We start from the raw sequence: 24,034 nt of genomic DNA, 5'->3' as shown, positions 1-24,034 counted from the left end.
GTGCCCCATGGATGAAAAAGAGCTCAAAAAAGAGTTAGCAAGACTTAAACGTTTAGCCGTTGAGATCGCAGGCGAAATTCACGATATTGTCGAAGATACTTTGTGGGTTAAATACAACGACTTACCCATACTCTCCGCCAAAATCGTTGAAGCGATTCACGAGGCAGAAGCGTTTAAAGCGCAACACAATCTCTAAAGCACTTTTTTTTCTAATGCCTTTGCTTTTACAATGGTATGGGGTGTTTGCAGTTCAAAAATATCACCCTCTATGATTTTTTCAAGAGCAATTTTTTTACCTGATTGAACAATTTGTGCATAACACTCTTTTTGTTCACGTGTAGGCTCTTTGGAATGAAGGGCTATCGTGTAAGAGGAGAGCAGTTGCTCTTTTTTGGCGATATTTTGTCTGGTTTGAAAGCCAATTTGCTCTTTGAAAAGATTTACTTGGCGCGATTTTTCACGGTAGAGAAGTGCTATTTTATCGTTGTATTGACTCTGTAAAATGCCGATTTCATTTTTCCATAACGAGAGTTTCTCATCGATGGAGCGTTTGGCAAAAAGGCGTGAAAGATGTGTTAAACTCTCCTCTTTGGAGCGTAAGATTCGTCCAAAGACAAGCGTGTAGCGCTCCATCAAACCATCGATGCGTTGCAACATCTCCACGCTATCAGGTAGTATCATCTCCATCGCAGCGGAGGGCGTTGGAGCTCTCAAATCGGCTACAAAATCACTGATGACATAGTCTATCTCATGCCCTACGGCTGAGACGATAGGAGTCTTACATGTAAAGATCGAATCGGCGACGATCTCTTCGTTAAACGCCCACAAATCCTCCACACTTCCGCCACCACGCCCAACGATAATGACATCCGCCCCAAGAGCGTCAGCACGTGCAATGTTCGTCGCAATGGAAAACTTTGCGCCCTCACCTTGAACGAGTGTGTCAAGCAGTGTGATCTTCACCAATGGCCAACGTTTTGTCGCAACACGCAGCATATCTTGCAGCGCCGCACCCGTACCCGAAGTGACTAACGCAATGTGATTGATAAAACGAGGCAGTGGCTTTTTACGCTCCGCTTCAAAATAGCCCTTGGCTCCGAGTTTGACTTTAAGCTGTTCATACGCTTTTGCCAAAGCACCACTGCCAGAAGGTTCCATCATCGTACAGTTGATTTGATAGGTTCCGCGCGGTGAAAAAACAGAAATCGAGCCATGAACAACCACCGCCATGCCCTCTTCGACTTGAAATTTTAACGCTTTGGTATTGCCTTTAAACATCACGCACGAGATGGAAGAGTCAGCATCTTTGAGGGTAAAGTAGAGATGTCCTGAGCTGTGATAGGTGGGTCTTGAGACCTCACCTTCCACGCTTACATGTAAAAAGGTGGTCTCAAGCAGAGACTTGACTTGATTGTTTAAACTTGAAACACTAAGCGTTTGGCTCATTAGCGTTTTTTAGCAATGACCAAGGTCGAGATATCCATCGAAAAGCTTTTAACAAATTCCGTTTCAAAGCCCGCGACATCCAACTCTTTTTGAAGCATCGAAGCGGTTAAAAACCCTTCGATAGAGGTTGGCAGGTACTCATACGCCGCTCTGTTTTTAGAGATAATGCCACCTAAAATTGGAAGCACCTTGTTAAGATAAAAATCTTTGATCGTGAAGAAAAAGCCCTTTTTCTCATCTTTGGTAAATTCTAAAATGACGACATAACCGCCTTGTTTCACAACACGCGCAAACTCACTAAATGCTTCCCCTCGACGGACAACATTGCGAATACCGTAGCTGATACTTAAAATATCGGCACTTTCGTTTGGCAGAGGAATCTGTGTGGCTTCAGAGATGACAAATTCAAACGCGGGAAATTTTTGTTTGCCCACGTCGGTCATTCCAACGGAGGGATCAACACCTAAAATTTTGCCGATCTGGCGTCCTGCTTTTTTCGCTTGCTTTGCCCAATAGCCCATCATATCGCCCGTACCACATGCGACATCGACAATAAGATCGATCGGTTTAGTGTAGCGTGCAAAGGTCTCATCACACGCCGTTTTACGCCACTGAATGTCAATTCCCATGCTTAAAACGCGGTTAGCCGTATCGTATGTACCTGCGATCTCATCAAACATCTGAACAATTTTTTGTTGCTTGTTGTCGTTATTCTCCAAAACAATTCCTACATGTAAAATACTTGCCAAAATTGGCGAGCTTTGCTTAAAAACATATCAAACGATTCTGCCTCGCAAGAGGCAAGCTTCAGTACCTAGTGTAACGTAGCCCCAAGAGCTTTGCTTTTGGGGCGTGTAATAATGTTAAAGTTAAAACAGTCCTGCGACTTGTTGTGCGATTTTATCTTCTAAAATCGGTGTTGCTTCGGACAGTGTTAGATCCATTTTCGTAGCTTCGGCAAACATCATCGTACGGTGTTCGATGTAGTCACTCTCATACGATTGGGAAGCAGATGAGTAGGTGTTGCTGTACATTTTTCCACTTGCATCCGCATCGTGAATTGGTCCGCCAAAGCTGTTCATGGTACCCGATTTTTGACCATCTCTAATGCCAGCTTGTCCACCCACATTACCCGTATTTGCCATCACTTTACCTTTGGCTTTTTCACGAATCACGATGTCCACTTGCATTTGGAAGATGGTATCTTCGGTCGCTTTTCCAATGAGTCCACCCACAAGTGCACCACCCAGTCCTGCTGCTGCCATGCCTCTTCCACTCGATCCTGAATTGGCGATCGCACCTGCAGCACCACCCATTACAGCTCCTGCAACGACATTGTTCTCACTTTTTTTGTTACAAAATAAAATGTTCGTCATCAGCACATACGTTGCCATTTCAGGATCATCCACAATTGTATAGCCTTTGGCATAAAGGGCTTGAACCATGCGGTTTTCAAGGTTAATCGGTGCGCCACTGGTATTTTTAGTTGAAACAAAAATGGTTCGTTTATCTTTCGCCACAGGATTAATAAAAACGCTCTGTGTCATACGTGCACTTGTTTGCAGTTCACTCGTCGCACATCCTGTCATAAAAACAAGCGCAGCACTGAGTGCAAGGCTTACATGTACTATTTTTTTCATTGTCTATCCTTTCTTAAAAAGAGTGTGATATTGTATCGAAATATCCCAAAGTATTGCTAAAATCTTATCCGAAAAATTACAATAAAATGTTAATAAAGTGCCTTTTTAAGCCTTTTGGCGATGCGAAATTCCTCTTTTTTGAGGTACTTTTTCACAAAAAAAAGCAGTGGCATTTCGCTCTTTTTTAAAAGGTAAAAACCACTCTGTTCACGCAGAAAAAAACGCATATCTAAAAGCAAGGTTGCATAGGCCCTACTTTGCACAAAAGGCAGCAGACACGCTCTGTCTTGACTTAGCAGGGGTGCGAATGTTTTGAGCATTTTTTTGCTCATCACCTCATCGAAAATCACCGTTGAAACCTTCAAAAGATAACCAATATTTTCCGCTCGCTTGGCAATCGTTTTAGGCGCTTTAGCGTGATCTTCCAAAAGCAGTGCCACTTCGTATTCTAAAAATTGCATCTCTCGATAGAGAAGCACTTTGAGCACCTTTTGTGTGCTCATCCCTGAAGCAAAAGCAAATTCAAAGGGTTTTATGCCGATTCTGTCGCATTTTTTATAGACTGCATAGAGTGAAAAATCATACGTTTGAGGCAGTCCAAACAAAGAGAGATAACGGCTTTTGTAACGTTTATCGCCACTCACATCCGCGCATAAAAACGATTTCAAAGCCTCTTCAAAATCTTCCATTTCACCCAATGAATGAAACCGTGTTCCAAGCACTGCCAACCGCGCAGACGCATCGGGATGGTTTTCGATAAAAAGTTGTTGAAGATTTTTTTTGTAAAGAGGAAACGTGGTGAGAATAGACTTCACCACTTCCTTAGGGTTTTGAATCAGATAGCGTCGCTTCAGCGTAAATTTTTTCACAGAAACGCTTTTAGAACTGCTTTTCCATAACAGGAATCACCTGTTTTTTACGGCTCAATACGCCATCAACCCACATTTCATGATTCACAAGTTTTGTATTCATCGCTTTTTCAATCACACTTTCATCATCACTCACAACTAAAAATTGAGACCCTTCGATCATAATGTCGGTCAATAAAAGCATGACCGTATGACGTCCACCCTCTTCTTTGTAAGCTTTCATCTCAGCAAAAAGTGCCTCTTTGATACCATCAAACACTTTGAGATCAACCACTTCGAGCTGGCCAATACCAATTTTCTTGCCACTCATTTCAAAATCTTTGTAATCACGAAGCAGCAGTGAACGTGGGCTTGATCCTTGGACAGCAGATTTTGCTAAAAACATCTCCATACCTAGTGCTTTAAAATCAACCACACCTGCAATTATCGCTAACTCTTTCACCGCTTTGGTATCGACTTTGGTGCAGGTTGGAGATTTGAATAAAACAGTATCGCTGAGAATGGCTAGCATCATCGCACCCGCAATCTCTTTTGGGATTTGAATTTTATAGTGGTCGAACATCTCTTTAACAATCGTATTGGTACACCCAACAGGACGAATCCAGCACTCAAGGGGGGTGGTGGTGGTAATGTCACCCAGTTTATGGTGATCGACAATCCCTAAGATGTTCGTCTCTTTAAGATTGTGTGGCGCTTGGGCAAGGTCGGAATAGTCAGTAATGTAAAGATTCTCGCCTGAAAAATCATTTTTTAACAGCGGTTTTTCGAGGTTAAATGTCTTTAAAATGAACTCTGTCTCAGGACTAAGTTCGCCTTGGCGTGCGGGAATACACGTCTCGCCTAATTGGGTTTTGAGATACGAGAGAGCAATGGCTGATACGACAGAATCAGAATCGGGATTAATATGTCCACATGCGTAGGTTTTCATGGAAAATTCCTTTAGTTTTTCTGTAATTATAACCGATTTAGCTCAAAATTTAGCCACGGATCACGCTTAGAAGCAAAACCCTCTAAGCGCTTGAAGCGTAGCGATTAGTGTTTGCCTTTGCCGTGTTCTTTCTCACGCCCTTGGTCTCTCTCATCACCTTTGTCGTCTCGTTTATCGTCATGACGGTCATCATTCATATCACGCATATCATGCCCACCTTTGAGTGTTTTAAACTCATTTGAGCCAGGTTTTACACCAAGATCTTGTGCCAAAGAACCCCAACCACGGTCTTTTTTCGCATGATAGTGTTTAAGCACATATTCAGGCGGTCTTCCCGAAAGCTCAGACAATCGTAAAATCATATAGGCATCCGCAGGGGCACCAACACTTTTAAGAATCACGCTCAGCTGTGACTCAGGAACGCCAAAACGTGAGACAAGCCCTGATTTATACGCGTAAGGATCTGCGTTTGAGCGAAGATTGAGATTGACCATCCAATCAAAATCAGCGGCACTGAGGGCGGATACGCTAAGCATCATCATTCCAAACGCGGTAAAAACTATTTTTATACATTTCATCATCTCTCCTTGAGCCATTAAATAGACTTCTTGCGAAACTCATTTTGCAAGAAGAAAAAGCACCAAAGGTGCGTGGGCATTGCGCCGAGCAAAACACAGTGTTAACGTAGTCTTTAGAGCTTTGCTTTAAAGACGTGTAAAAAGTTCTGCAAGAACTCTAATAGATCTCATTATTATAGTTAAATAACGTGGATTCATTGTGAAAAGCATTTCCCCTCATTTTCTCCTTTTTTACATGTAGTATTCCTTTTTTATTTCTTAACATTTTGATTTACGTAACCTTTTGTTTACATAAAAATTACGTTCATAGGTTTATAATACTTCTAAAAGTTTGTTATAGACAATTTATATCATTCTGAATGTCACATAGAACCACTATAATGTACTTTAATTTGGCACGAAAAGTAAATAAGGATTAGTATGCAAACCCGACAAGCAAAGCTTATTATAAATGCGACAAGCTATTTTATGAGCCAATACACCAAGCACTATTTACATGTTGAAAAACCCTCTTTAGGATTGCCACCACCACCTGAAGAGAAAAAATATCTTCTGTATATTCATGTGCCGTTTTGTACGATGTTTTGCCCGTACTGCTCTTTTAACAAATTCACCTACACCAAAGAAGCTGCGTCGCACTACTACACGCATTTACGTGAAGAGATTTTACATGTAAAGGCGTTAGGGTATGATTTTAACTATTTGGTGATCGGTGGCGGTACACCTCTGATTGATGAAGAGGAGCTTCTCAAAACCATTGAGTTGGTTCGAAAACTCTTCTCCATTGAACACGTCTCGTGCGAGACCGATCCTAACCATATCAAGCCCAAGACCATACTCCAATTGGATGGTTTGGTGGATCGTCTCTCCATCGGTGTTCAAACCTTTGATGATGCCCTTTTGAAAAAACTGGGACGTTATGAAAAGTTTGGTTCAGGCGAAGAGGTGTATGCGAAGATTGCATCCATGTTGGGAATCTTGCCCATCACCAGCGTGGATCTGATCTTTAATTTTCCAACGCAAACCAAAGAGGGATTGATTCAAGATTTGGATCTCTTGAAAAAACTCAGTCCTGAACAAACCAGTGTGTATCCACTGATGACCTCCTCTTTAGTGAAAAACAGTGTGAAAAAAACATTGGGTGAATTCAGCCTTGAAAACGAATTTGCCTTTTTTGGTGTCATCAAAGAGTCTTTGAAAGAGCGCTATCCTGCGCGTCATGGTTGGTCTTTTTCGAAAGAGAGCGAGCTGATTATCGATGAGTATATCATCGACAATGAAGAGTATGTGGGAGTAGGTTCAGGCTCGTTTAGTTTCCTTAAAGATACCCTCTATCTCAATGAATTTGCTCTGGATAAATATGCCACTTTAATTGAAGAAAAACACTCCGCCGTGACCAAAGAGCGCACGTTTCCTGCCAATTCTCGGATGTATTATCGCTTGATGGTGGATCTTTTCAATGGCAAACTCTCCAAGAAAAAATTTGCCGCTATGTTTGGATTACCTATTAACGACGTCCTTGGAAAGGAGCTGATGCTTCTTAAATTTGCCAAAGCGATCAAAGAGAATCACGAGAGTGTCACCACGACTGAGTTTGGCGACTACCTCTTTTTGGTAATGATGAAAGAGTTTTACATGGGCATGGATCGCATCCGTAACGATGCGCGCAAAGGACTTATCCTTTAAAGGATGCGAGGGAGAGACTCTCACTCCAAGTAAGCACAAAGAAACCAATATGCTCCCCATTGATGTCCACAATTGGGGTATACAGCACGTAATAATCGCCGCGTTTGAGATACCCCGTACCTTGAAGATTGATCTCTTTAATGAAACCCAGACCGTTGATTTCTTGATTGACAATGGTGTAGTTATCAAGCATCAGTTTTTGACCGTAGCTTGCCGCATTGGCGATAGGGAGGTACTCATTTTTCATCAGCACATACAGTTCAATGCCATCTTTTTTAAAGTATTCATTCAGGTCTTTAAAATCTACTACAGTTTCAATCGTTCCGATATAATCACTTTTGCTAAAAACAGGGGCAATCGCACGCATAAACATGCCATGTCTTCCAATCTCAATGCCATGAATCGGCTGTTTACTCTGTTTGATCTTCTCTAACGCATGACGAAATGTGCTAAGATCATCATTGGTATGATTGCTGTAATCCCATAAGCGCATAAAACTTTTAAAATCCTTGGTATGCAGATGCAGGCGTGCATTCTCAAAGATGTTGGCTTGTGCCATACTGTTTCTGATTTCAAGCAAGTATTGCAAACAGTGCTCTCTTTCTTGTTGGTTCAAACACGCCACCACATGCGGGCTTTTCGCCAAAATAACCGAACTTGCCAAAGAGACCTTGGTCGTCTCTTCAATCTTATTGTGCAAGGTTAACAGCAGAGCATCCATCTGTTTTTTAAGCGTTGCTTCCTCTTCATACGCAATGGATTTGTCGTACAAAAAAAGCATGACAAGCCCAAAAAAAAGCATCAGTGCCGCACTGAGAAAAAACCGTTTTTCTTTCATTTTTCACCCTTTAGTGTTCCATCATCGACGCTGTCTAAGAGCTTCTTTTTATCAAGCCTAAAGATATACGTAAAGCATGAACCCTTGTTTTCATACGATTCGATGCTGATGTCAATGTCACTTTTATTGCAAATATTTTGAACGATATTAAGTCCCAAACCAAATCCACCTTGCACCGAATCTTCCCGTTCAAAGCGCTGAAATACTTTGTAGAGATCTTTTATGCCTTGACCGTAATCGTGAAAACTAAGAACACAATGCTCTTCATCTTTAAGCAGAAGTTTTATCTCCACTTTGCCTTGAAAAAAGGAGTATTTGATCGCATTGGAGAGAGTGTTGTCGATGATGCGTTGCAGTTCCACTTTACTCATATAGATCATCATATCAGGCGCTACGCTGTGCTCCAAATCAATGGACTTTGAAACAGCAATATCTTCAAAAAATGCGATGCGTTGGTTTAGATACTCGGAGAGATTCATCCTCTCTTTATTGTAAGTCACTCTTTTATGTTTGATGTAGTACTCCACATCTTCATAGGTCATCTGCATCTGTTTGGTGGCAGCTTTAATGCGCTGAAGATGCTTTGTGGAGTTTACATAACTCGAAAGCAGTTCAACGTTGATATTGATAACCCCCAAAGGCGTTTTAAGTTCGTGCATCGAGTCATTAAAAAAGTCATTCATATAGCGCTGCATCTTTTTGTAGGGATAAATGCTGGAGTGAATAAAAACATTGCTCATCAAATAGATTAAAAAAAGGACAATAAAGAAGAGCATCGTTGTAATAAAAATAATTTTGGCATAGTTGAGTTGCAACTCTACCACAAGGTATAAAAGCTCATTCTTGTGAAGAACTTTTTTTTGAAAATACAAAAAGGGGTAAATCACATGCACTTTAAAGTCAAGATCCATTAAAGATTCGTGGATACCTCGGTACAGAAGTTGGTGAGAGGCATCGTAGATGTTGATATGAAAACGCACGCTTCGTGGAATTTCAAAGTGCTCTTTTTCAAAAATGCTCTTCTCGTGGGCATCCACCCACTCCAAAATCTCCTGCGTTGCTTTGTATTTTTCCTCCATGATCGTGCTTTGAATCGCAAAATAACTGGGCACGCAAAAGAGTGCCATCACGATAAGCGTATAGATTAAAACCGAGCGAAAGGGGTTAAGCGATAACATCGATGCGGTATCCTAAACCACGTGAGGATTTGATAAACTCATCTTCACCCACTTTGAGCCTGATCTTCCTGATGTACATGCGAATATCGGCATAGCTGATCTCTTTGCCTTCCCACACATTTTCACGAATCAACTCAATGTCGCAAAAGGTGTTTTTACGACGAATCAAAAAGCGCACCAAATCGAGCTCTTTGGAGGTAAGTGAAACGGTTTTTTCCTCGTTTTTAAGCTCTCCCGACTCAAAGTTAAAGACAAACCCGCAACTGAGGCGAAACTCGCCATCACTGCTCGTTTGATAGTGCTTTTTAATAAGCTCACGTACTCGAAGCTCCAACTCTTTGAGCTCAAAAGGTTTTTTGAGGTAATCATTACACCCAAGCTGATACCCAATTTCAATGTTGTCAATGTCGACCAAGGAGGTCATGATGATAATTGGCGTCGTGATGTTCGCCTCTTTGATGTATTTGATCAGCTCATGCCCATTGAGCTTTGGCACTTTAACATCGAGTAAAAAGAGATAATAGCACTTTTCCATAATCGCATCCAGCGCACTCTCTCCATCAAAAAAGGCATCGACTTCGTACCCTAAGAGCTCCAAATATTCTTTAATGCTCTCATTGTAATTGTAGTCATCTTCTAAGAGTAAAATCTTCATGCCTTTTTCCTTAACCAAGATAAATTTGTCCTGCGTAAATGATGTAGTACCGCAGCATCAATACGCCTAAAATAACCACCATTGAGTTAATCACAACATAACCCACACGGTACACATGACTGCGCAAAGCGATAATGACCGTCAAAAGAGGAAGCCCAAGCCCCACACCAATGACTCCAAGCCAAAAGATACCTGCCCAAAAACCTTCCGTCAGTGCCATTTTAGCAGCACTTGGAGCGTCACCTCCTGCGTAAAACAGACCGATAAAAAAGAGCCCTAAAAGAGGAAGTTCCGTTAAAATAACTCTGGTATCCAGCACCAAAAGGTATTTGATGCTCTCTGCATTAATAGTGCTTTTAAAAAAGAGAAGTCCGATGAGAATGTTCACCGCAACGCCTGAAGAGAGGCTTGAGGTTAAAAATAAAATCGGTAAAAGCGGGCTGTTCCACAGCGGAATCGCATACAAAGCTGAGAGTAAAAACCCCGTGTAGGAGCCTACACAAAGAGCTGCTGCAAAGAGAAAATACTCAATGATTTTCGCGTACGAATGAAAGCTTTTGACCAAATTGATCAAACTTTCCAGTGGGGCAAAAAACGGATATTTGATCACACTGCGCTCAAAAACAAGCAGCATAAAGACCACCACGATGGGCGTGTAAATGAGCAAAAAAAGCACTCCCAAACTCATGACGGAAGTGATATTGTAGCGAATCAGTAACCAATAAAATGAAAGAGGACGTCCTAAATCAATGACCAAAACAATTAACCCCAAGAAGATTGCCACAGGCGCTACGACAGAGCCCGCTTTAATCATCGCATCCCAAATGGAGGAGTTACTGCGCTCATGACGGTTCCATTTGACCAAAAGTGCCACGATGATGGAACCCGAACTCAGTCCCGCTAAAAAGAGATAAATCGCAATCGCCCACGACCAATGAATGGTACTGTACTGCGCCACACTTCCCCACATTGGACTCATGATTTCATCCCTTTGCGATTGGGAATAAATGCCACTTTGGGCTTCGTTCCAAGATGCGCTTTGGGAAACACCAGAACCTCTTTGTGCGATTTTTGATGCACGAGAGAATGTTTGTGTCGCATATCGCCAAAGCTCAGTGCATCGGTCGGACAGATGCTGACACATGAGGGCAGAAGCTCTTTGGAAACACGTGTTTCATAGCAAAAATTACACTTCTCCACGACGTTTTTAAGGGGATTGATAAAACGTGCATGGTAAGGACAGGCGAGGATGCAGTATTTACATGTAATGCACGCTCTCTCATCAATATGCACCAAACCATCTTTGCTCTGAAATGAAGCGTTGGTCGGGCAAACACTCACACAGGGAGGATTTTCGCACATGACACAGGAGAGTCGCTCGTAATTCATCCCCAGATTGGGAAATTCGCCTTTGGTGTGAAGATGGACTTGCAATCTGTAAACCTCATCAGGCACGCTGTTTTCCACACGACATGCCACACTGCAGGCTTGACACCCGATGCAGAGATTCTCGTCGTAAAGCAGTCGGTACTGTTTTTCCATCGTTGTGTCCTATGCCTTGATGATGTTCACACCAACATTGGTGATCATGGCGCCACAAAGCGGTGCAGACTCCAAGGAGAGAAACGTTGAAGGGTTTGTCCCTTTACCATGGGTTCGTTTCAGAGAAGGTGCATCATGACCAAAGCCCATGTAGGCAAACAGTGTATCGGGGCGAATGCCCTCGGTGATAAAAACGGTCGCCTTCTCCTTAGCAATAGCGTTTTGAAGGTAAAAGGTATCGCCCATCTTCAGTCCATGCGCCTTTGCGGTTGAGGGGTGCATCCAAATGGGGTTGGAAGAGAGGAGCATCGCAAGGTAGGGAACATTTTGCGTGTGCCCATTGGTGTGCACCGCACTTTTACCACTGGTGAGCACATAAGGAAATCCTTGTGTGACGTCCATATCAACACTTCTGGGCACGCCATAACCTTTAAACACTTTTTCAACGGCATCGCAATAGATCTCAATTTTTCCCGAAGGTGTTTTGAGATGCTCCAAAAGATGCCCAAAACAGCCCTGTGCATCTACCCAAACACGGCTTTTGGGGTAGCGTTCACAAAAACGTTCCACCAAAGAGGGTTCAAGCGCACAAAAATATGGCACATCAAACGACGCGACACCCCGCAAGAGCAAGGTTTGTAAAAGCTCCGCATTGCCTTTGGCTTGAAATGCCCGAAGCTCACTACTGTTTTTCCACGCGTAATGGCTTCCAAATCCCATACGCTCCGCCAATGCTCGAATGATCTCAATCGCACTTTTATTCTCATGCAAAGGAGCAACTATACGGTTTCGCATGGCATAGGTGGGAACTTTACATGTAAGCGTGCTAATACCCTCATCGCGCTCCAAATAGGTGCACTCAGGCAAGATGACATCTGCCATCATAGCGGTGTCGGAGAGATAAATATCATTGACTACGATGAATTCAAGCTGTTCCATCGCCTCTTTCATCTTTTGCGGATCGGCTACGGTGATGAGCGGATTGTGACGGGTTAAAAACCATCCCTTAATTTCATACGGTTTTTGAGAGAGTATGGCTTCAGGGATCGAGGTTAAAACACCGTGTTGTTTTGAGACAAAACGGTACGCGCCCTCTTCTCCTGCCCCATCGATGCGTGGTTCGTTAATCTGTGGACGAGGATATGGGTTATTTAATTCGGGAACAATACTCTCTTTTGCCAGTGCATTGACACGCTTTGCACTCTTTGTAAAATAGATACCGCCCTCTTTTTCCACATTGCCCATCAAACTATTGGCGATCAAAATCGCCCGCGATCGCTGATACTCCGCCTGCGTCGTAGTCGCTTTGTGCCCCCAATCAATAATACACCGAGGCGCTGCCGCGTACAGTTCGGAGGCGATACGCTCTACCACGTTGGCGTCAATACCGCTGAGTGTTTGTTGCCATTGAGGCGTTGTCTCTTTGACTGCATCCACTAAATTATCAAAGCCAATGGTGTACTGTTCAACAAAAGTATGATCGAATTTGCCATCCCTGATCCATACATGTAAAAGCGCAAGAACAAAGGCAAGATCACTGCCTGGCTTGATGGGATGCCACTCATCGGCTTTGGCTGCGATGATGGAAAAGCGAGGATCGAGCACCACCAATTTTTTAGAAGGATTGGCGCAAAAATGTGCCATCGCTTTGGTAAGGGGAATGTCTAAGCCCTCAAAAAGGTTGTGCCCAAAATTGAGAATGTACGTCGCATTTTCAAAATCACGGTGAAGTTTTTCGCCAAAGGTCTGCGTAAACGCACTCTCAATGGCGATGGGACAGGAGCTCCAATGGGAGAAGACATTGGGGGAACCAAACGCCGAGGCGAAGGAGCGCAAAAGGTCGTAATGTTCACCTGTTTTAGACGAAAAGATGACACTACGCGCACCATACCGCTCTTTTAGCGCGGAGAGTTTGGTGGAGACAAGGTTTAATGCCTCTTCCCAACTCGCTTCTCTCCACTTATTTTCACCACGTTTTCCCACGCGAATCAAGGGACTCACAAGCCGTTGGGAGTCGTAAAGTTGGGAAGAGCCGGCAACGCCTTTGGCACACAAAGAGGTTCCCATCTCTTTGGCAAAGGCATTGCCTTGAAGCAAGACGGTTTTGCCATTGATGACGCGTGCTTCCATAGGGCATCTGCTACTGCACATCTCACAAATGGAGCGAACAAATTTATCTTCGCCCCGAAGTGCGACTTCGCCCAAAGCGCCCAAGCTTCCAGGTATCAACACTGTTGCAGTTGCACCCGTTGTTGCGAGTTTTAAGAAGTCTCTTCGCGCTTGGAGATATGCCATACTTCGCCCTTTCCTAGTTTGTTATTATTCTATGATAATTTGGCTTTAAAGCGAAATAGTAGGGCTTGGTTTGCTGAAAAGGTAGCCTTGCGAGAAGTTTACATGTAAACCCAAAAGCTTCTCTTGAATCGCTTCACGATCGACAAATTCAGCGACAATCGTATAGCCCATTTTTTGCGCAAACGAGATGATGGTCTCCACGGTCATGGCACTGATTTCGTTGGTGTCAATATCTTTAATCAAAGAGCCATCAATCTTGATTATATCGACCTCAAGCTTTGTAAGGTAGGCAAAATTGGAATAACCTGTACCAAAGTCATCGATGGCGATGCGACATCCTAGCTTTTTGACTTCATGAATAAACGCGGTAATTTCGCCAAAATTTTCAATGCCCTCAGACTCGACGATCTCCAAAATAACGCGGTGTGCGCAGTTGTATTTTTTGATCGCTTCGTACAAACACTCTTTAACCGAAAGCGATAAAATATCGCCCTTGGTCAGGTTGATCGAAAAATCCACTTCAAAATCTTTCAGATATTCAAACGATTTGTGAATCATGATTTTGGTCAATTTTTCATATAGCCTCGTCTTTTTTGCTTGATCTAGGAAGTAGTAAGGACTCAGATAACTGCCGTCTTCTTCTTGCAGACGCATCAGCACTTCGTATTTGGTGATTTTACGCAGTTCATTGTCGTAAATACCTTGAAAAAAGGGAACAATTCGGTCATTTTCAATCGCCGTGCGGATTTTGTGAATGACCTGAAGGTTCTCTTCTGTTTTGGCTTTGAGAGCTGGATTAATGTCATAAAACACCACCGCTTTATGCTCCATTTTTGCCTCTTTGAGGGCAATGTGTGACTGCATGTAAATCGCGTCGGTATTTCCCTCAGCAACGCCCACATTCAGCCTTACCACAACTTCATAACCTTTGATAGTGAAGACTTTTTTCTCTAAATGATGAATCAAGCGTTTGACTTTATCGCGCACGTTTCGGAAACTTTTAGGATCTTGATCCATCAACAAAATGGCAAATTCATCGCCGTTAATGCGAAAAACAACGTCAGGATGACCATCAAAAGTCTCCACTAAAAAATGCGCCACTTGTTGTAAAAGTTCATCACCGACGTCGTACCCTAAATAGTCATTGATCTCCGAGAATTCGACTAAATTGAGCAAAATCAACAGCTTCGCACTCTCATCCAAACGCATGCGATGAAAGAGGGCTTCGCGGTTCCCATACCCTGTGAGCTCGTCTTTAAAATGCTGTTCGATCAACTGTTCTTTCAAAATCAGATCGGTAATGTCAAAATGGGCACAGATGTACTCTAGTGTAGTGCCTGCTTCATCAAAAATAGGCATGACTGTATTTTGTAAGTAATGTATTTTTCCTTTTTTATCGACACCTTGAACAATTCCTTTCCAAATTTTTTTCGCTTTCAGTGTCTTCCAAAGTGTCGTATAAATAGTAATATCCGCGTCATTTGGTCTAAACATACGGTGTGTTTGACCTAAAAGTTCTTCGCGTGAATACCCTGCTACCTCACAAAAAGGTTCACTCACATAGGTAAGCTCCCCTTCCAAATTCATCTTAGAGACAATACAACACTCATCTAATGCCATCTTGTACTGGTTCAAAAAATTGATATTGACGTCGAGCTCATGTTGCGTTGTGTTGACCAAATGGGTGAGGGATTTGAGTGTGGAGCAGTTAAGGGCTGGTTTTTCACCCAAAGGATGGGTGATAATATAATCCGATTCACCCAGCGCCAAGACCGTTGTAGTCACATTAAGCAGTTGGTTTTTATGGTGTGAGTGAAAAAATTCTCCGTAGGTGAAAAAGCCTGCTGTGGGAGCGATTTGCTGTAAGAGTCCAAACTCGTAATTGAGCTGTTTTTCAAGAAACAGTTTGCGCGCACTGCACGAATAGATAAAAATAGCGTCGGAGGGTTTTTCATTGATCTCATCTTGCATCACAATAGCTCTGTCAATAATCGCTTCGATATTGCCAATCGCAAACCGTACCTTTTCACCCTCTTCAAAATGCCCTGCAAAGGTTAATGAACCATCCCCATTAGCGCTAATCAGAGAGCGACACACATCAACATCATCTGAGATTTTGACAAAGGGAAACTCCATCGCACTGCTCGGAAGGTTTTGAATCACATCCTTTCCTAAATAGTGCTGATACACCTCTTGAATCGGCTGATGGTCGATCTCGTAAATGGTGCCTTTATCGACTTTAGTAATGCTGAGTTCTTTACCAACTTGCGTCCATGCAAGAGAGTAATTGGTGTTTACATGTAAGCTTTTTCCACTTAGAGTTACGAGCACGATGCCTTGGGAAAATAGCTGCTCTTCATAAATAACAAATGCACTTTGGAAGAAAAAATCATCCGCTGCATTGCCGCCAGAGAGGGGCATATCGGCTTTGAGTGTATTAAACCCTTCCACAAAATCTTCGCTGTCATCCTCGCCAAAAGGATGTGCAAGGGCTATACACACTTTGGTATCCTCTTCGAGAATCGTTGCAGCCGCTTTTTGACCACTTTCAAAGTTTACCGTTTCAAAATAATAGGCCTTGGCTCTGCTTTTTTCAAGCTGGCAAAAGCTGATTTGAATGGTACCTGTTTTGATGCGACCCGATTTGATTTCGCCTGCCGTACTTGCACCAATGATGACACATTTGGGAAACGTTTTTTTGAGAAAATGGAGGATTTCGGTTAGGATTGCTTTGTCTGTATTGCCACAGAAAAGCTGGATAAAAAGATGTTCGTTCGGTCTAAAATAGGTTCGTGAAAAGTGCTCTAATGCATCAAGTGTTTCGTATGTATAATTAACTAACTTCACTCTGTTACCTTATTTTGAAGTGTTACATGTAAAAAACCCTAATAAAAAATTATTATAAGAAGTATTTTACAAAGTGAAACATAAAAAGAAGGCAAGCCCCCTTAAAAAAGGGAGCTTTAGGATGAAAGCTTATCCTACGAAGGTTTGTCCTGCGTAGAGAATGTAAAGGCGTAAGAAGATAACACCGATAAGAACCACCACGGAGTTTAGTAAAATATACCCTACGCGGTACGCATGGTGTTTAAGCGCTGTAACGGCGATAAGAAGTGGCGTAGCAATGCCCACACCAATCACACCGAACCAAAAAACAAACGCCCAAATACCTGTTGTCATCGCTTGAATAGCAATAATCGCTTTATCGCCACCTTGAAAGTACATACCCACAAAGAGAGCAAAAAGAAGTAACAGCTCCATTGGCACAACCCGAAGGTCGAGTTCAAGGAGGTATTTAGCATTTTTCTCGTTTACTTCTGATTTGAAGAAAAGAAGTCCAAAGAGAATAGACGCTGCCACACCCGATGAAAGACCAGACGCCAAGAAAAGAATCGGCAATAACGGTGTATTAAACAACGGATAACTGTACATTGCGGAGAGCAAGAATCCTGTATAAATACCGATGATCACCGCAAACAAAAACAGTGTTCTCTCCAACCATGCAGGATTATCGCCTATACTCTCAATAATGCCACGGAACGGTTTGAGCAGTCCTGCAAACGGTCCTGTTTCAAACAACCACGGTTTAAATTTGATGGCTGTATAGATAAAACTGAGCGGTGTATAGATAAAAAGCGCTAAAACACCCAGTGTCATAACCGATCCAAAGTTGTAATGAATCAACAATTTCCAAAACATAAGCGGTCGTGTAAGGTCAAAAATAAGCAAGAAAAGACCTAAACAAATCGTCACAGGTGCAAGAATTGCTCCTGCTTTGATAAGACCATCCCAAGGAGGCTTGCCATTACCCTCTATCCATTTAACGATTAACGACGTCATCGCCGCACCTGCTGAAAGACCTGCTAAGAAGAGATAGATCGCAATTGGCCAATGCCATACGAGTGTTGAGTATTGCTCCATTGAGCCCCATATCTGATTCATGATCTGATCCCTCCTTTGTGGTTTGGTACAATAAACATTTTTGGTTGAGTGCCTAAAGACTCTTTTTGACGATACGTGACGCGCTCTGAGAGTGCTTTATTGATCTTGCTTTTCGGATCATTGAGATCACCGAAAATAAGTGCGTCTGTTGGGCACACGGTGACACACGCTGGCTCTTCACCTCTTGCCAATCGTGATTCATGGCAGAAAGTACATTTGTCAGGCGCTTTGGTAATTGGATGCACATAACGCGCTTGGTAAGGGCACGCTGCAACACAGTACAAACAGCCCACACACAAATCAACATCGACTAAAACGATGCCCTCGTCATTGACATAAGACGCTTTAGTTGGGCAAACACTCACACACGGTGTGTTTTCACATTGGACACAGGATTGGCGGTGGTATTCATAGCCAAGCGTTCCATTGGGGTACTCTTCTTGTTTGACCCATACTTGTAAACGGTACACGGATTCTGGTATTTGATTTTCCGATCTACACGCAACGTTGCACGCTTGACAGCCGATGCAAAGATTGTTATCGTGGATCATTCCATATTTTTTTGCCATTGTTCTCTCCTCCCCTTACGCTTTTTTGACTTTGACGCCAACGACATGCAGGTTCATACCTGAATTTGGCGATACCAAAGGCGAATAAAGCGAATTGCTGTTAACACCTTTGCCGTAAGCTCGTTTGAGCTCTTTGCTGATGTGACCAAATCCGAAGTAAGCAAAGATCGTATCTTCTCTTACCCCTTTGGTGACAAGCGCTTTGCCTTTTTGAGTGCTGTATTTGTTATAAACATCGATCTTGTCACCATTTTTAATGCCGAGACGTTCAGCAGTTTTTGGGTGAATCCATACGGCTGCATCATCCAAAAGGTTGTTAAGCCATGCGTTGTTACCATTGTGGCTGTTTGAGCGCACCGCTGATTTGCCATTGACGAAATAGAGTTCATCGGCTTCTTTGTACTTATAAGGCTCGTAGCTCAGTCCACCTTTTTGGGAGATCTCTTGAAGCTTTTTACTAAAGAGTTGGATTTTTTGTGGAAAATCAATCGTTCCCTCTTCGTTCACTTTGACTGCGGCACTTGGGAATTTTTTCACAAACTCAGCCACACTCTTTTTCTCTTGAAGCATCAAAGGCACACCAAAGCTAGCTGAACCCGTCGCTTTAAGTTTAGCGAGTAAATCAATGTTATCACCCACTTGTTGCAAACGATAATCTTCAATATCTTTGTAAGGGAAATACGCACTGAGTCCCATTTTTTCAGCGAGCTCTTTAGCAATACGCCATGGTGCTCTACTCTCTCCAATTGGCTCAACCACTTTTTGGCGACCGACCCCGTAACTTGGATTTTTACTACCACTGGCAGTAAACTCTTCATCTCTTTCTAAATAAGTCGTATCTGGAAGTACCACATCGGCGTACCATGCGGTATCGGAGACTTGAATATCCACAACCACCACCAAATCCATCGCTTTAATCGCTTTGATCACATTTTCCATATTGGACTGTGTCATAACAGGATTGTTTCGTGCGATGAACCATCCATGCAGTTTATAACCAACCCCTGGAAGTTCTGTCAGTGTCGCATGAGGAATCAATGTAACGATGCCTTCACCTTTGCCTGCAAGGAAAAATTCACTGTCTTTCTCACCGATGCGGTCAATGCGTGGTACTTCGACTTTTGGATACGCTGGTGTTTTTGGTTTTTTAAGTTTAAAGGCTTTTGGATCACCCTCTCCAATAAATTGGTTGTAATAATCTGCTCCCTTAGAGAGGTAATAACCACCATCTCTCTCCACCGCACCCACAAGAACGTTGATCATCATCATCGCGCGGCGAAGTTCCAACTCTTGTGGTGTAAAAGTAACTCTGTGACCAAAGTCAAAGATCGCTTTTGGAGCCGCTTTTGCAAACTCTCGTGCCAATCGTTTAATCGTATCAGCAGGGATGTCACATTCCGTTGCCATTTTTTCAGGGGTATATTCTGCAATGCTCGCTTTAAGCTCTTCAAAGCCTTCACAATACTTTTCAACAAACTTTTTATCGTAAAGATTTTCATGGATCAGTGTGTGCATAAATGCTAAAACAAACGGAAGATCGTGCCCTGGTTTGATCGCATGCCATTCGGTTGACTTTGCTGCCATGACAGAGAGTCTTGGCTCCAAAGTTACCAGTTTTGCACCGTTTGCAAGGGCATCCATGTATTGACGAGCGTAAGAGATAACAATACCTTCAAAGACATTGTGGCCCATATTGATGATGTATTTCGCTTTCGCAAAATCACGGTTAGCGCCTGCGCCAAATACATCTTTACCTGCCATACCATACGCGAGTGGACAGGTCGCTTCGTGCCCAAAAAGGTTGTGTGAACCATACGCTTGTGCTAAATGGTGAAACCATGTTTTCGTCCAACCACTGCGCGCTGTAAATGCAACCGTATGTGCTCCATGTTTTTGTTTGATCTCATCCAGTTTTTTGGCTATGAAAGTGTATGCTTCGTCCCAACTGACCTCTTTCCACTTTCCTTCACCACGCTCACCCACACGCATAATCGGTTTGACCAAACGTTGTGGATCGTAGAGCTGATTGAACCCTGCACTACCACGAGCGCAGACTTTGCCACCTCGACTTTTATCCGCAGGATTACCGCGAATAAACATTCCCTTCCCCTCTTCCACACGCGCTTCAATGGTACACGAACTCGTACACATCTCGCAAATACTCGGTGTAAACTTCGTAGTACCTTTGTAGTGCTTTTTACTCTCTTCAATCGCCCCAAGAGTCCCTGGTATCGAAGAGAGACTTGCAACGGCCGCTGCAGTAGAAGAGAGTTTTAAAAATCCTCTTCGGCTAAGCATTTGAGTCATCTTTCATCCTTTTCATAAGATTTCATAGTGGTATCTTAGAAAAGCTATGTAAATTTTATGTAAACTTTAAAGACGACTTTTAAATACTATTTTTGTAGAAGATTTTAGATAAATAGGCTTTTTAGCGTACTTGAGGGCATTATATGACGTAAAAATAACGTAAATTTTGATGTTTTTACGTTTACATGTAAAGATGCTTTGTTTAAAAAGAAGTCGTAAGCGTTACAAATAAAGCTTTTTTTCATAGAATAAAAAGGATGGTTGGTTTTTTGATACGTGAAAAATCTTTACATGTAAAGATTTGCAGACGAAATTTAGCTAAAATTTGATCTATAACATTTCTATAGCATTAATATTAACAGAGAAAGGTTAAAATTCATAGTCTTTGTAAAGAATATTACAATAACCAGTTGCCCATATAAAATAATTTTAATAACTATATAAGTAATATCTAGTTACTCTTAGATAAATCAAGAATACAAACGTCAAATCTAAGGCTAAAATATGAAAAAATTATTATTATCAAGCTTATTTTGTCTCATTAGTTTTCTTTTTACAGGCTGTATAGCTGCCGCTATAAGTGATGCTAGAATGCCAAAAGAAACTGTCAACCTTAAAGATTACAAAAGTGATACAGTAAGTAATCCAGAAAAAGTTGATCTTTTTCTCTTTATGAGTAGAGCTTTATATACGACAAGTGCCACTATTTTTATTGATGACAATGCATCTATTTATGAATCTTTGTCATTTTCATATTACCTTTACTTCCAAGTAGAACCAGGTTTACATTGGATTACCGTTAAAGATCATATTTCAACAATGAGCTATTATACATGTAAAAATATGCTAGCAGGAACAAAAGAAATTGTAGATCTTGCACACCCAATGAAAAATGTAACTGCATCAGATATGGATATAACAAATTCGGGTGTCGGAGGATATCCTCGCTCACAAATCAAGCAAAAAGTAAATGAAATTCCATCTACTTTTGGGTTCAATGGTAAACTTAATTCAGCAAATATAGAAATTGTGCCTACCGATAATAAAGAGCTTATTAAACTTCAAAAAATTGTTGGAGATAATTTCCAACAACTCTCTATTCCCAAAGGGGATGATTTGACTATACAAATATCGTTCCCAGATAAACCACAAACTGGAAGATTTGATACGACTGTAGTCATGGCAAGGATGAAGAGCGTTAAGTTAGAATTTTTTAGAAATAATGAAAAGATTGGACAACATTTTCATACTAGTTTTTATGATGAGCTGGCAAAAGACAATAGTAACCATAACTTAGCCGCAAATATCACAAGTTACATAGCATGTAAATATTTTGGAAAACAATATCCGCTATATAAAGAATGAATTTCAAAAATTAAGAGACTGTAATCTAACTACACTAAAGGGTTAAACTTTTAACTTTTGCCTTTACATGTAAAGACTTTTTGATGCTCACTTTCTATCATTTTATCACTCCAAACACCATAAGGATCGCTGTACGGCTCTTTTACATGTAACGATTTTGAAGCCGTAGAATGTTTGGCGACAACACCTTTGATGTCGCTGTTTTCATCATTGGCGACGCTGACGTCAAAGCCTGCGAGAGTGAGTCCGATTTGGCTTACATGTAAAGCGGTTGAGGTGACCAAAACGCCATTTGGTTTAAGCAGTTTTCGCAGGTTTTGGGAAAATTCTAACGTGACGAGCGAAGCGTTATTGCTCTCGATAAAGGGGTCTAAAAAGATGACATCAAATGTCTCGCTTAAAAGTGTGACACCATAGCGCGCTTCGATAGTGTGGAAGTCGATCCTCGCAAAATCATCTTCGTAGGTTTTACATGTAAAAAGCGCGTTCAACATCTTTACATGTAAAGTATTGGGGACGATGGCAGAAGCCGTTTTTAAGAGCATGCGGTCTTGGTCGATGGCGTTTACATGTAAACGATTTTTGGCTAAGGTTTGGGCTAATTCTAACGCTTTAAAGGTGGTGTAACCCATCCCAAAACCGATCTCTAAAAGGTTCACGTCGCCTTTTTCAAGACGTGCTTTGAGGTCTGATTTTTCAATGAAAAGCTCTTTGGCTTGTATGTACGCACCTGCTTTGGGATGGTAATAATCATGGTACGTTTCACTCCACAAAGTCGAACTTCCATCTTTTAGATCGATTTTTTGTGGTATTTCATAACTTTCTTCGCGCTTAGATTCAACCAAATCGCCCTGTTTGATACCACGATAACGCATCGTTTGGGCGACGTATTCGCCAAACTGCCCTTTTGCCATGTGCCATTTTGGAGCGATGAGTTCATGCGCTGGCGTGTCGGTTGCAAGGCGTAAGATGGGAATGGTAGAAGGAACATAACGCAACAGCTCGATGAGCGCTTCGGCGTATTCGTACTCGCTTAAAAGTGCAAAAGGGCTTTGAGAAAATTCGCGCGCCAAATCGGTGTTTTCGATGATATGCAAATTGTGAAATTTAATGCCATCAATGCCCGCGTCCACCAAGCCTTTCAAACTCTGTTTCCACATCTCTAAATTCTCATTTGGCAAGCCGATAATGAGATGCGCATAGACTTTCAACCCTTTTACATGTAAACGTCTAATCGCATCCAGCGAACAGGCGGCATCGTGTCCTCGATTCATGTGCGCTAAGCTTGCATCGTGTAAAGTTTGCACGCCTAGTTCGACCACGACGTCTATTTTTTGGTTTAATTCACGCAAATACTCCAGCGTCGATTCACTGAGACAATCAGGACGTGTACCTACATGTAAAGCACGAAAGGGATAGAGCGACAGCAGTTTTCCATACGCCTCTTTTTGCGTGACCAACGAAGCAAAGGTTCCTGTGTAGGCTTGAATGTAGAGCGCAAATGACGAGGCTTTGTACCGTCTTTTGGCAAATAAGAGCGCTTTTTCGATCTGCTCTTCCACGCTCTTTGCATCGGCGATCTGCGCTGCACGCGCTCCATGTTCGGGGCAAAAAGAGCAGCCGCCACTTCCATCTTTTTCACGGTTAGGGCAACCAAACTCTAAATTGACAGGAATGCTAAACAGTGCTTCGCCGTAATGCGAGCGCATAAAGGCTTTGTGACTGAGGTAGGGGAGCATTATTTGGAAAAGATTTTGCGTATTTTGGTCAGTCCAAACTGCATACCGCTGAACATCATCACGCTCGCCATCTTTTTCCACATCGGCTTTGCATAACACGGATCGGGACATTTGCGACAACTCGGTTTATTTTCGTGCGGACAATTTTTCAGTTTGCCATACGCGTAGAGAAAAAGCGTCTCGCACTCTTCGCAGATATGATAGGGAAGATCGCACAAGGACTCTTCTTTAAAACTCACCTGCAAAGCGCCCTTCTTTTTGGGAATATCGTGATGCTTTTTGTCGCAATGCAGTTGAATAAAACGGTGCAAGGTTTGCGTGTCGGAGATGAGTTTTTCTTTGGTCATGGAGGCTCTTTTCTGATTTTATACCGTATTATAAAGAAATAGTCTAAACCTAACGTTATTACAGCAAAGCAGTGTCAATTTTTAAAGCAGGAGTTGAAGTCTGTGGCAAA

21 protein-coding genes are annotated in these 24,034 nt (G+C 42.3%); 3 read left to right on the top strand and 18 right to left on the bottom strand.

Features of this window, described 5'->3' with window-relative positions:
* Positions 1-7: 7 nt before the first annotated feature.
* The gene (locus SHALO_RS01640; RefSeq protein ID WP_069477085.1) at positions 8-196 is read left to right on the top strand and encodes a CCE_0567 family metalloprotein; all 189 of its coding nucleotides are present in this window, start codon (positions 8-10) and stop codon (positions 194-196) included.
* On the opposite strand, the gene xseA is transcribed toward SHALO_RS01640, so the two are convergent.
* From xseA to SHALO_RS01610, 6 genes are all read right to left on the bottom strand, one after another.
* Positions 193-1,446: an exodeoxyribonuclease VII large subunit gene (gene xseA, locus SHALO_RS01635; protein ID WP_069477084.1), complete on the bottom strand. Its 1,254-nt coding sequence runs from the start codon at positions 1,444-1,446 to the stop codon at positions 193-195. The genes SHALO_RS01640 and xseA overlap by 4 nt on opposite strands.
* Positions 1,446-2,126 (bottom strand): bifunctional demethylmenaquinone methyltransferase/2-methoxy-6-polyprenyl-1,4-benzoquinol methylase UbiE, encoded by a 681-nt coding sequence (gene ubiE / locus SHALO_RS01630; protein WP_069479282.1) that lies wholly within the window; start codon positions 2,124-2,126, stop codon positions 1,446-1,448. The genes xseA and ubiE overlap by 1 nt, the downstream gene beginning before the upstream one ends.
* Positions 2,127-2,315: 189 nt before the next feature.
* Entirely contained in the window at positions 2,316-3,086 is a 771-nt protein-coding gene (gene traT, locus SHALO_RS01625) for a complement resistance protein TraT (RefSeq protein ID WP_069477083.1), read from the bottom strand.
* Positions 3,087-3,175: 89 nt separating this feature from the next.
* Positions 3,176-3,955 (bottom strand): hypothetical protein, encoded by a 780-nt coding sequence (locus SHALO_RS01620; protein ID WP_069477082.1) that lies wholly within the window; start codon positions 3,953-3,955, stop codon positions 3,176-3,178.
* A 10-nt stretch (positions 3,956-3,965) separates the two neighbouring features.
* On the bottom strand, positions 3,966-4,883 hold the full coding sequence (locus tag SHALO_RS01615) for a manganese-dependent inorganic pyrophosphatase (protein WP_069477081.1): 918 nt from the start codon (positions 4,881-4,883) through the stop codon (positions 3,966-3,968).
* A 104-nt stretch (positions 4,884-4,987) separates the two neighbouring features.
* Positions 4,988-5,464 carry a hypothetical protein gene (locus SHALO_RS01610; RefSeq protein ID WP_145923210.1) on the bottom strand — a complete coding sequence of 159 codons (477 nt, stop codon included), beginning with the start codon at positions 5,462-5,464 and terminating at the stop codon, positions 4,988-4,990.
* Between the two features lie 417 nt (positions 5,465-5,881).
* Here SHALO_RS01610 and SHALO_RS01605 point away from each other — a divergent pair, with 417 nt between their 5' ends.
* The gene (locus SHALO_RS01605; RefSeq protein WP_069477079.1) at positions 5,882-7,147 is read left to right on the top strand and encodes a coproporphyrinogen III oxidase family protein; all 1,266 of its coding nucleotides are present in this window, start codon (positions 5,882-5,884) and stop codon (positions 7,145-7,147) included.
* Here the strand turns inward: SHALO_RS01605 and SHALO_RS01600 are convergent.
* From SHALO_RS01600 to phsA (SHALO_RS01555), 10 genes are all read right to left on the bottom strand, one after another.
* Entirely contained in the window at positions 7,137-7,985 is an 849-nt protein-coding gene (locus tag SHALO_RS01600; protein ID WP_069477078.1) for a cache domain-containing protein, read from the bottom strand. The genes SHALO_RS01605 and SHALO_RS01600 overlap by 11 nt on opposite strands.
* Positions 7,982-9,163 (bottom strand): sensor histidine kinase, encoded by a 1,182-nt coding sequence (locus tag SHALO_RS01595; protein WP_069477077.1) that lies wholly within the window; start codon positions 9,161-9,163, stop codon positions 7,982-7,984. Before SHALO_RS01595 ends, SHALO_RS01600 begins: the two co-directional genes overlap by 4 nt.
* Positions 9,150-9,818, bottom strand: coding sequence for a response regulator transcription factor (locus SHALO_RS01590; protein WP_069477076.1), 669 nt, complete (start codon positions 9,816-9,818; stop codon positions 9,150-9,152). Before SHALO_RS01590 ends, SHALO_RS01595 begins: the two co-directional genes overlap by 14 nt.
* A gap of 10 nt (positions 9,819-9,828) precedes the next feature.
* Positions 9,829-10,797: an NrfD/PsrC family molybdoenzyme membrane anchor subunit gene (nrfD, locus tag SHALO_RS01585; RefSeq protein WP_069477075.1), complete on the bottom strand. Its 969-nt coding sequence runs from the start codon at positions 10,795-10,797 to the stop codon at positions 9,829-9,831.
* Positions 10,794-11,360 (bottom strand): 4Fe-4S dicluster domain-containing protein, encoded by a 567-nt coding sequence (locus tag SHALO_RS01580; RefSeq protein ID WP_069477074.1) that lies wholly within the window; start codon positions 11,358-11,360, stop codon positions 10,794-10,796. The genes nrfD (SHALO_RS01585) and SHALO_RS01580 overlap by 4 nt, the downstream gene beginning before the upstream one ends.
* A 9-nt stretch (positions 11,361-11,369) precedes the next feature.
* Positions 11,370-13,655 (bottom strand): thiosulfate reductase PhsA, encoded by a 2,286-nt coding sequence (phsA, locus tag SHALO_RS01575; RefSeq protein WP_069477073.1) that lies wholly within the window; start codon positions 13,653-13,655, stop codon positions 11,370-11,372.
* A gap of 45 nt (positions 13,656-13,700) precedes the next feature.
* Positions 13,701-16,502: an EAL domain-containing protein gene (locus SHALO_RS01570; protein WP_069477072.1), complete on the bottom strand. Its 2,802-nt coding sequence runs from the start codon at positions 16,500-16,502 to the stop codon at positions 13,701-13,703.
* 129 nt (positions 16,503-16,631) lie between these two features.
* On the bottom strand, positions 16,632-17,597 hold the full coding sequence (gene nrfD, locus SHALO_RS01565) for an NrfD/PsrC family molybdoenzyme membrane anchor subunit (protein WP_069477071.1): 966 nt from the start codon (positions 17,595-17,597) through the stop codon (positions 16,632-16,634).
* A complete protein-coding gene (locus tag SHALO_RS01560; RefSeq protein WP_025343539.1) occupies positions 17,594-18,166 on the bottom strand; it encodes a 4Fe-4S dicluster domain-containing protein in 573 nt (190 codons plus the stop codon). The genes nrfD (SHALO_RS01565) and SHALO_RS01560 overlap by 4 nt, the downstream gene beginning before the upstream one ends.
* Positions 18,167-18,181: 15 nt before the next feature.
* A complete protein-coding gene (phsA, locus tag SHALO_RS01555; RefSeq protein ID WP_069477070.1) occupies positions 18,182-20,473 on the bottom strand; it encodes a thiosulfate reductase PhsA in 2,292 nt (763 codons plus the stop codon).
* A gap of 504 nt (positions 20,474-20,977) precedes the next feature.
* Between phsA (SHALO_RS01555) and SHALO_RS01550 the strand changes: the two genes are divergently transcribed.
* The gene (locus tag SHALO_RS01550; protein WP_069477069.1) at positions 20,978-21,838 is read left to right on the top strand and encodes a hypothetical protein; all 861 of its coding nucleotides are present in this window, start codon (positions 20,978-20,980) and stop codon (positions 21,836-21,838) included.
* A gap of 50 nt (positions 21,839-21,888) precedes the next feature.
* Here SHALO_RS01550 and mnmL read toward each other — a convergent pair whose 3' ends face one another.
* Both mnmL and SHALO_RS01540 read right to left on the bottom strand, forming a co-directional pair.
* The gene (gene mnmL, locus SHALO_RS01545) at positions 21,889-23,688 is read right to left on the bottom strand and encodes a tRNA modification radical SAM protein MnmL/YtqA (protein ID WP_238585271.1); all 1,800 of its coding nucleotides are present in this window, start codon (positions 23,686-23,688) and stop codon (positions 21,889-21,891) included.
* The gene (locus tag SHALO_RS01540) at positions 23,577-23,924 is read right to left on the bottom strand and encodes a nitrous oxide-stimulated promoter family protein (protein ID WP_069477067.1); all 348 of its coding nucleotides are present in this window, start codon (positions 23,922-23,924) and stop codon (positions 23,577-23,579) included. The genes mnmL and SHALO_RS01540 overlap by 112 nt, the downstream gene beginning before the upstream one ends.
* Positions 23,925-24,034 lie beyond the last annotated feature (110 nt).

It is taken from the genome of Sulfurospirillum halorespirans DSM 13726, assembly GCF_001723605.1.
In the GTDB taxonomy this organism is placed as follows: domain Bacteria; phylum Campylobacterota; class Campylobacteria; order Campylobacterales; family Sulfurospirillaceae; genus Sulfurospirillum; species Sulfurospirillum halorespirans.
This window is presented reverse-complemented; position numbering and strand designations above follow the sequence as displayed.